This is a genomic window from Massilia sp. NP310 (assembly GCF_019443485.1).
Classification (GTDB): domain Bacteria; phylum Pseudomonadota; class Gammaproteobacteria; order Burkholderiales; family Burkholderiaceae_D; genus Telluria; species Telluria timonae.
On sequence record NZ_CP080379.1, the window covers coordinates 239,835 to 253,811 of the forward strand.

The 13,977-nt window shown below is 68.0% G+C and carries 8 protein-coding genes; 5 read left to right on the plus strand and 3 right to left on the minus strand.

The window, feature by feature from the left end; translation table 11 throughout:
* The first annotated feature begins 19 nt into the window (after positions 1-19).
* The 4 genes from hemC to KY496_RS01145 are packed head-to-tail and all read left to right on the plus strand — an operon-like array spanning position 20 to position 4,246.
* Positions 20-985, plus strand: coding sequence for a hydroxymethylbilane synthase (hemC, locus tag KY496_RS01130; protein ID WP_219865031.1), 966 nt, complete (start codon positions 20-22; stop codon positions 983-985).
* Positions 978-1,769 (plus strand): uroporphyrinogen-III synthase, encoded by a 792-nt coding sequence (locus KY496_RS01135; RefSeq protein ID WP_219863478.1) that lies wholly within the window; start codon positions 978-980, stop codon positions 1,767-1,769. Before hemC ends, KY496_RS01135 begins: the two co-directional genes overlap by 8 nt.
* Positions 1,769-3,046, plus strand: coding sequence for a uroporphyrinogen-III C-methyltransferase (locus KY496_RS01140; protein WP_005669526.1), 1,278 nt, complete (start codon positions 1,769-1,771; stop codon positions 3,044-3,046). The genes KY496_RS01135 and KY496_RS01140 overlap by 1 nt, the downstream gene beginning before the upstream one ends.
* 3 nt (positions 3,047-3,049) lie before the next feature.
* The gene (locus KY496_RS01145; protein WP_219863480.1) at positions 3,050-4,246 is read left to right on the plus strand and encodes a heme biosynthesis protein HemY; all 1,197 of its coding nucleotides are present in this window, start codon (positions 3,050-3,052) and stop codon (positions 4,244-4,246) included.
* 30 nt (positions 4,247-4,276) lie between these two features.
* Here KY496_RS01145 and KY496_RS01150 read toward each other — a convergent pair whose 3' ends face one another.
* Positions 4,277-4,756 carry a GNAT family N-acetyltransferase gene (locus KY496_RS01150; RefSeq protein ID WP_219863481.1) on the minus strand — a complete coding sequence of 160 codons (480 nt, stop codon included), beginning with the start codon at positions 4,754-4,756 and terminating at the stop codon, positions 4,277-4,279.
* A 48-nt stretch (positions 4,757-4,804) separates the two neighbouring features.
* Between KY496_RS01150 and KY496_RS01155 the strand changes: the two genes are divergently transcribed.
* Positions 4,805-5,845 (plus strand): hypothetical protein, encoded by a 1,041-nt coding sequence (locus tag KY496_RS01155; RefSeq protein ID WP_219863483.1) that lies wholly within the window; start codon positions 4,805-4,807, stop codon positions 5,843-5,845.
* Between the two features lie 181 nt (positions 5,846-6,026).
* On the opposite strand, the gene KY496_RS01160 is transcribed toward KY496_RS01155, so the two are convergent.
* Positions 6,027-6,641: a phage tail protein gene (locus tag KY496_RS01160; RefSeq protein WP_219863485.1), complete on the minus strand. Its 615-nt coding sequence runs from the start codon at positions 6,639-6,641 to the stop codon at positions 6,027-6,029.
* Positions 6,642-6,709: 68 nt separating this feature from the next.
* On the minus strand, positions 6,710-13,636 hold the full coding sequence (locus KY496_RS01165) for a DUF4347 domain-containing protein (protein WP_219863487.1): 6,927 nt from the start codon (positions 13,634-13,636) through the stop codon (positions 6,710-6,712).
* Positions 13,637-13,977: the final 341 nt, after the last annotated feature.

A 13,977-nucleotide genomic window follows, 5' to 3' on the forward strand; every position in this document is an offset into this window, starting at 1 on the left:
TATACAGCAGGAATCCAACGTGACGCCCCAGGCGCCAGCCAAATTGATTATCGCATCCCGCGAGAGCCGCCTCGCCATGTGGCAGGCGGAGCACGTGCGCGACCGGCTCGCCGCATTATATCCAGAATGTAGCGTCGAAATTCTCGGAATGACAACACGCGGCGACCAGATCCTCGACCGCACCCTGTCCAAGGTCGGCGGCAAGGGCCTGTTCGTCAAGGAACTCGAGGTCGCGATGGCCGAAGGCCGCGCCGACCTGGCCGTGCATTCGCTCAAGGACGTGCCGATGGAGCTGCCCGAAGGCTTCGAGCTGGCTGCCGTGCTCGAGCGCGAAGACCCGCGCGACGCCTTCGTCTCGAACGACTACGCCAGCCTGGATGAGCTGCCGCCCGGCGCCGTGGTCGGCACCAGCAGCCTGCGCCGCCAGTCGCTGATCGCGGCGCGCTACCCGCACCTGGTGATCCAGCCGCTGCGTGGCAATCTCGACACCCGCCTGGGTAAACTCGACCGCGGCGACTACGCAGCCATCATCCTGGCTGCTGCCGGCCTCAAGCGCCTCGGCCTGCCGCAGCGCATCAAGGCCTTGCTCGAGCCCGAGCTGAGCCTGCCGGCGGCCGGCCAGGGCGCGATGGCGATCGAGATCCTGAGCGGCGCACGCAGCGACGGCGTCGACCTGCGCGCCGTGCTGGCCCCGCTCAACCACGTCGAGACCGCCCAGGCGGTGCTGGCCGAGCGCAAGGTGTCGCGCATCTTCGGCGGCAGCTGCCAGATCCCGCTGGCGGCCTACGCCACCGTGCAGGACGGCCAGATGCGCCTGCGCGCCATGGTCGCGACCCCGGACGGCAAGCGCAGCGCGCACGCCGAGGTGGCGGGCGCCGCCGGCCAGCCGGAATACCTGGGAGAGCAGGTGTCCGAGCTGCTGGCGCAGCAGGACGCCAGCGCGATCCTGGCCGCCTGCAGCGTCGATGCGGCCGAGGATGCCTGAACTGGACCCGGCGCCGAGCGACCGCGTGGTCGTGGTCACCCGGCCGCGCGCCCAGGCCGATGGCCTGGCGCAGGCGGTGCGGGCGCTCGGCCGCACGGCCGAGGTCTTGCCGCTGCTCGAGATCGCCCCGGTCGACGATCCGGCGCCGCTGCGCGCGGCGCTGGCCGCCCTGCATGAGTATGCGCTGGCGGTGTTCGTCTCGCCGAATGCGGTCGATGCGGCGTTTGCCCACCTGGAGGCATGGCCGCCGGCCGTGCCGCTGGCGGTCGTGGGCGAGGGCAGCCGCGCCGCGCTGGCGCGCCATGGCGTGGCGGCGCCCGCCCATACGATCCACAGTCCGCTCGACCCCGCCCACGCCGATTCGGAACACCTGCTCCAGAGCCTGGACCTGGCCCTGTTTGCCGGCCGGCGCGTGTTGATCGTGCGCGGCGACGGCGGGCGCGAGCTGCTGGCCGACGCCCTGCGCGCGGCCGGCGCCACGGTCGAGGCGGTGGCGGCCTACCGCCGCGCGACCCCTGTATTGACGGACGAGCTGGGCGCACGATTGCGCGCCTTGCTGGCGCAGCCAAACGACTGGATAATCACGAGCTCGGAAGCCTTGCGCGGCCTGGCCGGCCTGGTGGCGGCGCTGGGGCAGGCACAGTACCAGGAACGGTTCGAGCGCCAGCGCCTGGTGGTGCCCCATGCGCGGATTGCCGAGACGGCGCATGCGCTGGGCCTGCGCCAGGTGACCCTGACGGGATCCGGAGATGCCCGCATACTAGCAGCGTTACAATCACAATAATGAACGAATTGCCGAACAATCCAGATCAGCCGCAGGCCAATGTGCCCGCACCGAGTCTCCACAAGCCCGAGGGCGTCCAGAGCGGCGTGCCGGAGGGCGCGGCCGGCGGCGCCGGCATGCCCCCTCCGGGCGGCACGCCACCGGCGGGTGGCGTGCCCCCGGCCGGAGGCGTGCCCGTCCTGCCGCGCATGGGCGAGCCGGGCGGCCCGGGCCTGTTCGACCGCCTGGCGCGCCCGCTGCCGCTGGCCGTGATCGCGCTGGCCGTGCTGCTGGCGCTGCAGACGTATTCGTCGCACAACCGCATCAACGCGCTGCGCCAGGACATGGCGCGCAGCCTCCAAAAGGGCAATGCGGTCAATGCCGAGACGGCGGCGCTGGCGCGCGACGTGGCGGACCAGTCGAAGGAGCTCCAGATCAAGGTCGGCGTGCTCGAAAGCCGCCAGAGCGAGGCCCAGAGCCAGCAGGTGGCGCTCGAGCAACTCTATAAAGACCTGTCGCAGAACCGCGACGAGTGGGCGCTGACCGAGATCGAGCAGGTCCTGTCGACCGCCAGCCAGCAGCTGCAACTGGCCGGCAACGTGCAGGGCGCCCTGATCGCGCTGCAGAACGCCGACCGCGCGGTGTCGCGCTCCGATACCCCGCAGTTCCTCACCATCCGGCGCGCCATCGCGGGCGACATCGAGAAGCTCAAGGCCTTGCCGGCGGTGGACCTGGCCGGCGTCGCCGTGCGCCTCGACCACGTGATCGGGCAGGTCGATTCGCTGCCGATGCTGTCGAGCGAAAAGCCGCTGCTGCCGGTGGCGCCGGTGCGCGCCGCGCGCAAGGGCGAGGCCGCTGTCTCCGCAGCCGGCGCCGGAGCGAATGCGGCGGGCGCCGATGCGGCGCAGCCGCTGGGCGTGGGCCAGCGCATGCTCCAGACCTGGACCTTGTGGAGCCAGGAGATGTGGGACGACGTGCGCCAGCTGATCCGGGTGCGCAGCGTCGAGTCGCCCGAGGCGCTGATGCTGTCGCCGAGCGAATCGTTCTTCGTGCGCGAGAACCTCAAGCTGCGCCTGCTGAACGCGCGCCTGGCGCTGTTGTCGCGCAACGAAGCGACCTTCCGCGACGACCTGGCCACGGCCCAGGCCATGCTGCTCAAGTATTTCGACACGCGCGCGCGCGTGACGCAGTCGGCCCAGGCCGCGCTGCGCCAGGTCCAGGCCAACAACCTGACGATCGAGATGCCGACGCTGGCCGACAGCCTGAACGCCGTGCGCAACTACAAAGCGAAACAATAAGCTATGCGTTTACTTCTCTGGTTAGTCGCGCTGATGGCCGCCGCCATCGGCATCGCCGTGACGGCGCGCTTCAATCCGGGCAATGTGGTGCTGTTCTATCCGCCGCACCGGATCGACATGTCGCTCAACCTGTTCGTGGTGCTGCTGGTGGCGTCCTTCCTGGCGCTCTACGGCCTGGTGCGCGCCATCAACGCCACCCTCAGGATGCCGCAGCGCGTGGCCGCCTATCGTCAGCGCCGCGCCGAACGCGAAGGCAACAAGGGCATGCGCGACGCGCTCAAGACCCTGTTCGAAGGCCGCTTCGGCCACGCCGAGAAAGCCGCGATGCGCGCCGCCGAGCTGCCCGAGAACGCCGGCCTGGCGGCCCTGATCGGCGCGCGCGCCGCGCACCGCATGCGCGAGCCGGCGCGGCGCGACGCCTGGCTGGCCGGGATCGCCCACGACAACACCCTCAAGACCGCGCGTCTGATGACGGTCACCGAACTGCTGGTCGACGACCATCAGCCCGAAGCCGCGCTCGAAGCGGTCGCCGAACTCAATGCCAGCGGCCAGCGCCACATCCACGCGCTGCAGTGGGCGATGAAGGCCAACCAGCAGGCGCGCAACTGGCCCGAGGTGCTGCGCCTGGTGCGCATCCTCGACAAACGCCGCGCGCTGCATCCGGCCCTGTCGAGCCGCCTGCGCGAGCTGTCCTACGAGGCGCTGCTGGGCGGCGACGGGCACGACGCCGAATCGCTGCGCCGCATCTGGGCCACGGTGCCGGCGCAAGACCGCACCGTGCCTTATATCGCGGCGCGCGCGGCCAGCGCCTTCAATGCGCGCGGCCTGCACGACGAGGCGCGCGCGATCGCCGAAGAGTCGCTCAAGGCAGGCTGGGACGAGCGCGTGGTGCGCGCCTACCGCGACGCCGCCAGCCCGTTCGGATCGCCTTCGCTGCTGGCCCAGATCGAGGCCTGCGAATCCTGGCGCCGCGAGCGCCCGACGGACGCCGAGCTGGCCCTGACCCTCGGTTCGCTGTGCCTGAAGCAGAAATTGTGGGGCAAGGCCCAGCGCTACCTGGAGCAGGCGCTGTCGGACGCCCTCGATGCGTCGATGGTGCGCGAGGCGCACCTCAAGCTGGCGCAAATGCACGAGGCGCTGGGGCAGGAGCAGGAGGCGGCGAGCCATTACCGGCAGTGCGCCCTCGCCAGTATTCTGTAGCGTCCGGCCGGCGCCGCGCTTCGGCATGGCTCAGCCGGGCCAGATCATCTGCTCGGACAGCGCGTCCGACTCCGCCGGGACGAAGCCGCATGCGCGATAGAGCCGGCGCGCGCCGGGATTGTCGAGTCTTACCGTGAGCGCCAATGCGGCGCCTTCCGCCGCCGCGTGTTCTTGCAGCGCCCCGAGCACGGCGGCGCCATGACCCAGGCCGCGCGCGGCCGGCAACAGCGCGATATCGACGATGCGCCACGGCCGCGTGCCGCGGTCGACCAGCAGGCGGCCCAGCGGCGCGCCGCCAGCCTCGATGATCGTGTCGTCGGCGCCAGGAAAGCCCTGGCGGTAGCCGGCGCGCTGGGCGCGCCATTGCATGTCGAGCAGCATGTCCAGCAAGGGCGGTTCGGCCGCCAGGCGCAGGTCGTCACGGGTCGATGCGTACAGCGTCTTCAGGAAGTCTTCGTCGTCGGGCAGTGCGGGGCGCAAGCGCAGGTGGGCGAGTTCGAGGTTCAGCATGGATCGGCAAGAATGATTGAGGTTGACGGCGCCATTGAGCATAATGCAATGATGAATCCTACATCCAATCGTATGAGCGCCGGTAGCGACGATCGCGCCGGCTTGCAGGCGCTGGCGCGCGACATCGTCAGCCGGGAAAGGGAGCGCGACAGCCTGTTCGGCGAAGTGGGTGACCTGGGCCGGTTGCTGGAGCGGCTGTCTGGCGTGACGCAGGACGTGCACGCTCCCCTCGACGCCAACGAGACGGTCACCGCCGCCGGCCTGGCGATTTCCCCCGTCAAGGCGGCGCTGTGCGCGCGCGAACCGCTACGCACCATCGTCTTCATCCGCGGGCTCGCCGCCGCCATCGAACAGGCGCGGCGACCGGACCGCCCGGTACGCGTCCTGTATGCCGGCTGCGGCCCGCTTGCCACGCTGGCATTGCCCCTGATGACGCTGTTCGATCCGGAACAGGCGTCGTTCACCCTGGTCGACATTCACGCCGCCTCGCTCGGTAGCGCACGCGGGCTGGTGAGCCGCCTCGGCCTGGAAGCCCATGTCGCCGGCTACATGCTGGCCGATGCCTGCAGCCTGCGGCTCGATCCGGCCGCGCTGCCCGACGTGATCGTGTCGGAAACGATGAATGCGGCGCTGCGCAGCGAGCCGCAAGTAGCCATCATGCGGCACCTCGCCATGCAGGCGCCGCAAGCGCTGCTGGTGCCGGAGTCCGTGACAGTGGAAGCCTGTCTGCTGCGCTTGGGCAGGGAGCTGTCGCCGCCCCTGGATGATGGGGGCGCGCCGCAACCGCCGCGCCGCGAGCGTGTCGAACTGGGGCCGGTATTCCGTCTGGACGCCGCCGCGATTCGCGCCTGGAGCGGATTGGATGCCGCATTGCCTGCAGGTGTAGTGCGGGTGCCCCCGACGGTGCCCGCCGGAATGCAGCCGCGCTTGCTGACGAAGATCGTCAGCTTCGGCAGCCACCGACTGCAGGACTGGGAATCCAGCCTGAACATGCCCCAGCACTTTCCTGGCCGTCCGGCATTGCAGGGCGGGGAAACCCTGCAGTTTGCGTATCGTATCGGGGAGCAGCCCGGCCTGGTCCTGCTGTAAAGATACCAGGGCTTCGCCGGGTAGTTCATTGAGCGAGGCCGCCGGTTGCGCTGGCTGACCGCCGCCGCTGCCGGTGACGGTCGCAGAAGCGCTCACGCTTTTCGATATCGATACAGCCTTGAAAAGGCCTTGCAGCAGGCCGAAGCCGATCCCGGCCTGCTGCAGTGACGCGCGCGGCCGGTTACGGACGCGGCGGGAAGATGCCCGACCAGCAGATCGCGTAATACATCCCCAGCGCCGGAGGCACCGACGCCGGGATTTGGGCGACGACCGTCACCGGAATGGCCTCGGGGTTGTTCGAACCGGTGTTGCCGGTGCTGACGGCGGCGGCATTCAGCGTGGAAGTGCCGTCCGTGGTCGTGGAAACATAGGCACTTGGCGCCGTGCCAAAGCCAGCGACCTTGACCGCGCCGAGATAACCGCCGTCCAGCGGGGCCGCGCTGGTGCCCCCATCCTTGCTGACCGTCAGGGTCGCAGTATGGTTGTGGGCAGGCAGCTGAGTCACCTTGGTGATCTGCACCGAGCCGGCGGCGGTGATCGGGGTTGGCATGTCGCCGCCCTTGGTTCCCAGATTGAAGGTGCCAAACTCCGACTCGCCGACCTGCATCGGCACCCGCCCGCGCAGGTCGGGCAGGTTGAACGTGGTGCGACCGTCGCCGCCGTAATTGGTGCCGATCAGCGCATACAGTGCACTGTACTGGTTGATCGACAGTTGCTGCCCCACGCACGCCAGCCAGCCAGCTGGCACAAAGGTTGCAGCAAACAGACGCACTTCACCAACATAGGCTTCCGCCATGGTTTCTCCTCATTGATTGGACAGTTCATCGATCGGCCCGCGCTGTCCGAGGCGCGGGCCAAGGTACATCACAACAGGTCGATGCTCGTGTTGATGGCGCCGACGATGACGATGCTCTCTTCCGATTCCGACACGTCCAGCAGCACCTGGCCACGGTCGTAGACGCCGTTCTGCAGTTGTTCCAGCAACAGCGTCCTCTCTTCCGACGAAGGCGCGCGGTTGAGCGCCGTCGCAAACAGCTGGTCGATAAAGGCGGCGTCGCTGCCGTGGCCGGCCAGTCCCTGGGCTTCGGCCGACACGATGAACTCGTCGGCGATGGCGCCCAGCGACACGCCGTCCTCGTGGCGCTCGAGCCAGAAGTTCAGGCCGCCCTCATCCGGCGCGCGGCCGAACATGGCATGGTACATCCGCGTCAGCACCGCGACGTCGCTGTGGTTGAAGTCGACGTCGAGCGAGGAAGCCAGCTTCTCGGCCGAGTTCACGAAGCCCAGTGCGACCGTGGCCCGGTCGACGCCGTCCGCCAGCAGGTCAGTCCAGAAAGCGCTTTCCGCCGACGGCGCCGTGCGGCCCAGCACGGACTGGTACAGGCCGGCGACGAAGGCGTCGTCATCGGCCCGGCCCATCGCCTGGGCGGCTTCGGGCGAATCGATGATGGCGGCGGCGATCTGCTGCAGCGACGCGCCGCGCACATGCACGTCCTGCCACCAGGCGACTTCGGCGGCCGAGGCCTGGCGGCCCAGCACGCCTTCATACAGGCGCGCCAGCACGGCATCGTCCGCCATGCTCTGGCCGCCGGTGAAGCGCAGGACTTCCACTACCGCCACCGTGTCGACGCCATCGTTGCCCGCGCGGTCCGTCATCACCAGGAGGCCATCCTTGAGGCGCAGCGAGTAGCCGTCGACGGCGCCGGAGAAGCGCGCTGTATCGTGCCCGGCGCCGCCGTCCAGGTAGTCGTTGCCTTCTCCGCCGAAGATGAGATCGTCGCCTTCGTCGCCATGGATCATGTCGTCGCCAGCGCCGCTGCCGATGATGTCGTCACCTGCGCCGCCATGCAGCACGTCGTCGCCTTCGCCGAGGATGATGGTCTGGCTGGAGCCGTCGCCCCAGACGTGCTGGTTGCCGGCGCCGCCGGTCACGGTCGCTGCGCCGATGATCGCGGCGAAACTCACGTGCTGCAGTTCGATGGTCGCGGCGGACGACAGCGAACGCGCGTCGATCACGAGCGCCGACTGCACGGCGCCGGCTTGCTGCGGCTGGCCGATGATGCCCAGCGGGACGTCGGCGGTGCCGCCAGTGCCGCCCAGGACGATGGTCTGCACCAGCAGCTGCGTATCGGCGTCGACGATGTCGAGGAAGCCGCCGCCACCGCCGGTCAGCTGGTTCTGGTCATGCGAGCCGCTGGCGGTATGCGCCTGGATTTCGCGGATCAGGTCGGTGAGCGAGTCGCCGGCCCGCTTGGGAGCGCCGTTGCCGATCGACTGCAGGCCGGCGCCGGTCGGCACTTGCACGGCCAGCAGGCTGCTGCCGTCCGCCGCTTTCACGAGCGGGATGTCGGCCACGTCGTTGTTGCCCACCTGTTCCTGGCGCGACGGGGTCACGATCGGCACCGTGACGACCTGGGCCACGGTGCCGTCGCTGCGCACGACGGTGCCGATCTGCAGGGTCACGCCATCGACCGTGTTGCCCGTCGCTGGCGGATTGGTTGGTGGATTGGTCGGCAGCGCCGGCGTGTTGTTGACGACCGGCGTGACGCCGAAGCTGGCGGCATCGTTGCCGACCGCATCCTGGATGGCATCGGCATCGTTCGGGGTCAGGTCGTCGTAGGCCACCGTGACCGCCTGCCCATTGCGCACGGCGGTCGACAGGGTCAGGGTGACGGTCTTGGCGCTTGCGTCGACCGTCACGCCAGTCACCGTGACGGTTTCACCCGCGACCGTTACCGTGAAGTCCCCCAGGGCGGGAGGATGCGTCGCGTCCAGTGCGCCGACGTCGGCGAAACTCAGCATCATGCTGTTGCCGTCGACCGTGGCGGTGGTCAGGACCGGACCCGCGGTATCGACACGCACGGCGTCCAGCGGGGGCAGGTGCCCTGCCAGCGCCAGGTCGGCATTGTTGCCTGCGGCATCGCGAATCTCGCCGCCGTTCAGCGCCAGTCCGGTGATCTCGATGCCGTCGGTATCGTTGTCGCCGGCCTGCACGGTGTAGCTGTAGGTGATGCTGTTGGCGGACTTCGAGTCGTAGACGGCGCTGCGCGCTGCGCCGCCGATGTCGAGGCCGAGCGTGCTACCGGTGCCGGTGACGGTCACGTTCTCGCTGAACGTCACCGTGAACGTCAGCGTTTCGCCGACCGTGTACGTCTTGTCGGCGGGCGCCGCGATCGTGCCGCTCACGACAGGCACGGTGCCGTCGACCAGGATGGCGCCGGTGGGCGGCACGTGACCGGCGCGCTCGATGACCGCGTCGTTGCCGGCGGCGTCGCGGATGGCGCTGGAACCAAGGGCGATGGCGCCGACCTCGATGCCGTTGGCATCGAGGTCACCGGTCTGCACGATGTAGCGGTAGGTGATGCTGTTGCCGTTGGCCGACTGGAAGACGGCGCTGCGCGCGGTGCTGCCGACCGTCAGGCCGAGGGTGCTGTCGCTGCCGCTGACGGTGACGTTCTCGTCGAAGGTGACGGTGAAGTCGAGCTGCGCGCCGGCCACGTAGGTGGCGTTGGCCGGCACCGCGACATTGCCGGAGACGGCCGGCGCGGTGGTGTCGACCAGGACGGCAGCGGTGGAGGGCAGGTGGCCGGTCAGCGACAGCACGGCGTCGTTGCCGGCCGCGTCGCGGATCGTCATGCCGCCCAGGGCGATGCTGCCGATGTCGATGCCGTCGGTATCGTTGTCGCCGGCCTGCACGGTGTAGACGTAGGTGATGCTGTTGGCGGTCTTCGAGTCGTAGGTCGCGTTGCGCGCCACGCCGCCGATGTCCAGGCCGAGCGTGCTGTCGGCGCCGCTGACGGTGACGTTCTCGTCGAAGGTAATCGTGAAACTCAGGACCTCGCCGGCGCGGTAGCTGTCGGCTGCCGGCACGGCGATGTTGCCGGCGATGGACGGTGGGCCGCCATCGACCAGCACGCCAGCCAGCGAGGGGACGTGGCCGCCGAGCGCCAGGTTGGCGTTGTTGCCGGCGGCATCGCGAATGGTGCCGCCGTTCAGCGCCAGGCTGGTGACGGCGATGCCGTCGGCGTCGTTGTCGCCGTTCTGCACGATGTAGATGTAGGTGATGCTGTTGGCGGTTTTCGAATCATAGACCGCGCTGCGCGCTGCGCCGCCGATGTCGAGGCCGAGCGTGCTGGCGGTGCCGGTGACGGTCACGTTCTCGTCGAAGGTGACCGTGAACTCCAGCACCTGGCCGACGCTGTACATGCCGTCGCCCGGCACCGAGATCGCGCCGCTCACGACAGGCACGGTGCCGTCCACCAGGATGCCGCTGGTGGAGGGCACGTGGTTGGACAGCGAAAGGTTCGCATCGTTGCCGGCGGCGTCGCGAATGGCGCTGGAACCGAGGGCGATGGCGCCGACCTCGATGCCGTTGGCATCGAGGTCGCCGGCCTGCACGATGTAGCGGTAGGTGATGCTGTTGCCGTTGGCCGACAGGAACACGGCGCTGCGCGCGGTGCTGCCGACCGTCAGGCCGAGGGTGCTGTCGCTGCCGCTGACGGTGACGTTCTCGTCGAAGGTGACGGTGAAGTCGAGCTGCGCGCCGGCCACGTAGGTGGCGTTGGCAGGCACCGCGACATTGCCGGAGACGGCCGGCGCGGTGGTGTCGACCAGGACGGCAGCGGTCGAGGGCAGGTGGCCGGTGAGCGACAGCACGGCGTCGTTACCGGCCGCGTCGCGGACCGTGGTCGCGCCCAGGGCGATGGCGCCGACCGTAATGCCGTTGGCGTCGTTGTCGCCGGCCTGCACGGTGTAGACGTAGGTGATGCTGTTGGCGGTCTTCGAGTCGTAGATCGCGTTGCGCGCCACGCCGCCGACGTCCAGGCCGAGCGTGCTGTCGGCGCCGCTGACGGTGACGTTCTCGTCGAAGGTGATCGTGAAACTCAGGACCTCGCCGGCGCGGTAGCTGTCGGCTGCCGGCACGGCGATGTTGCCGGCGACGGACGGTGGGCCGCCATCGACCAGCACGCCAGCCAGCGAGGGCACGTGGCCGCCGAGCGCCAGGTTGGCGTTGTTGCCGGCGGCATCGCGAATGGTGCCGCCGTTCAGCGCCAGGCCGGTGATCTCGATGCCGTCGGCATCGTTGTCGCCGTTCTGCACGATGTAGATGTAGGTGATGCTGTTGGCGGTCTTCGAGTCATAGATCGCGCTGCGCGCTGCGCCGCCGATGTCGAGGCCGAGCGTGCTGGCGGTGCCGGTGACGGTCACGTTCTCGTCGAAGGTGACCGTGAACTCCAGCACCTGGCCGACGCTGTACATGCCGTCGCCCGGCACCGAGATCGCGCCGCTCACGACAGGCACGGTGCCGTCCACCAGGATGCCGCTGGTGGACGGCACGTGGTTGGACAGCGAAAGGTTCGCATCGTTGCCGGCGGCGTCGCGGATGGCGCTGGAACCGAGGGCGATGGCGCCGACCTCGATGCCGTTGGCATCGAGGTCACCAGCCTGCACGATGTAGCGGTAGGTGATGCTGTTGCCGTCGGCCGACTGGAAGACGGCGCTGCGCGCGGTGCTGCCGACCGTCAGGCCGAGGGTGCTGTCGCTGCCGCTGACGGTGACGTTCTCGTCGAAGGTGACGGTGAAGTCGAGCTGCGCGCCGGCCACGTAGGTGGCGTTGGCAGGCACCGCGACATTGCCGGAGACGGCCGGCGCGGTGGTGTCGACCAGGACGGCAGCGGTCGAGGGCAGGTGGCCGGTGAGCGACAGCACGGCGTCGTTGCCGGCCGCGTCGCGGATCGTCATGCCGCCCAGGGCGATGCTGCCGATGTCGATGCCGTCGGTATCGTTGTCGCCGGCCTGCACGGTGTAGCTGTAGGTGACCGAGTTGGCGTCGCTCGAGACATAGCTGGCGCTGCGCGCGGTGCTGCCGATGGTCAGGCCCAGCGTGCTGGGCGCGCCGCCGACCGTGACGACGATGTTCTCGTTGAACGTCACCTTGAAGGTCAGGACTTCACCCGCGCGGTAGCTGTCGCCGATCGGCGCGGTGATGTTGCCGAGAACGGCTGGCGCGACCGCATCGACTCGCACGCCTTCCAGTGACGGCAGGTGACCGGTCAGGCTCACATCGGCATTGTTGCCCGCGGCATCCCTGATGGCGTTACCGGTAGGGAGCGTCAAGCCCCTGATGGCGATGCCGTCGATGTCGAGGTTGCCTGCCTGGACGACGTGGCGATAGGTGATGCTGTTTGCGGTCTGGGAGAGATGGGTCGCGGAGACCGGTGTGGTGCCGATCGTCAGCTCGAGTGTGCTGCTGGTCCCGGTGATGGTCACGTTGTCGTCGAACGTGACCGTGAAGTCCAGGTGGCTGCCTGCCACATAGGTGCCGTTGCTTGGGGGCGTGATGGTGCCGGTGATCGCGGGAGCCACGCCGTCGACGCGGACTCCGGCAGTGGCTGCCACGTTGTTGAGCGTGAGGTCGGCGGGGTTGCCGGCGGCATCGCGGATGGTGCTGGTGCCGAGCGACAGTCCGTTGATCGTGATGCCGTTGGCATCGAGATCGCCGCTTTGCACCGTGTAGCTGTAAACGATGGTTCTGTCGGTAGGCGCTGACTGGAATGCGGCGTTGCGGGTGACGCTGCCGACGTCCAGCGTCAGACTGCTGCCCGTGCCGGAGACGATGATGTCTTCGTCGAAGGTGACCGTGAACAGCAGCGTTTCGCCGATGGCGTAGGTCTTGTTTGGCGGCACGGATACGGAAGTAATGAGTGGATCCCTCTCATCCGCCACTGCCGGGGTCACGATGATGTTGTCGATGAAGAAGTCGGCCGGGTTGCTGAAGATATATTCGATCTCGTCGATATCCGCATAGTCCGAACTGAATGTCAGCGTACCGTAGCGCCCGAGACCAGGATCGTTGGCGCTCATGGCATAAGTAATGCCGCCGCTGGAAGAGGAGTTGGCCAGATCGATGGGCACGCCAGGCAAGGCCACGCCATTCGAATACGCCACGATGGTCAGTGCCGATGCTGAATACGGGAGTTGACCGACCACGACGGACTGCAGGCTGAAATTGGTGCCATCGGTGGACTTCATCGTAAACCTCGGCGCCGCGACATTCCCGCCGAAGTTCAAGGCAACGGCACGATCACCCGTCGGATCGCCCTCGTCGTTGTTCAGGTAGGATGGCACTTCCTGACCATTCGCGATCGCCATGTCGGTTGGAAGATTTGACCTGAATGTCCAATCTCCCGCGGTCATGCTGGTTCCAAAAAGCTGGGTAGATCCCAGACCGTCGAAGTCTTCGCTGGTGATGCCGAGCAGACCGCCAAAGGTGGTCGAGCCAGAGTTCGTCAGCGCCGAATGGGCTTCGATGTCGCCGGTAGCCGCTTCCAGTTCCCAATCGCCGCCCAGCAGCGCGCTGCCGCTCGGATCGACGGACGCGGCCACGTCCGCGCCGGTCGCCGCCGACAGGGCTTGCAGGAAGCTTTCGCCCCCATCGCCTGCCGCCACGTCGCAGCCATAGAGCAGCAGGTCGGCGCCTTCCGCCAGTGCGCTGCGCAGCACGCCCAGGTCGGCTGCATGATCGGCCAGGCTGGATTCGGTCAGGCGGGTCGCGCCAAGTTGCAGCATGCCGGGTGCGCCGTGCGTAAATACATGGACCGCCTCGATTCCGCTGCGGCCGGCCAGCGCCGCGGCGATCTGCGCCACGCCGTCGTGGGCGCCGTCGATCAACACCGCCTCCACGCCCTCGCGCAAGCCCTCCAGGAGCGTCTGGTAGCCGGCGATGGACGTATCGATGAAGGCGATTTCACCGTTGCGGGTGCCAGGCAGGACGTTTGTTGTTGTAGTCATAAGACGCTCCGTTATTTTTGAGAAAGATGCGAAATCGGCAAAGCTCGTGTTTACCAAAAGTAGCTCGAGAAATTTGCCGGATTTCATAGCAAGAAACTCTCTCACGGACCGCTAGATGATGCAAAGAAATATGCTCAAAAGTAAGCTTTTTTGTAAAGGAGTGTGGTTAATTGGGATATTTCCATATCAGAAAAAGCGGAAAGCATGAGTTCGTTTCCGTAGTGCAACAATCCAAAGTGAAAGAGGGGTGGTGGGACAACATTGGGAGAGCCGCCGTGCAGGTGCACGCTCCGATCGATGACGACACGGTTGACCGCTGCCGGGCCGCACAGGCCAGATCC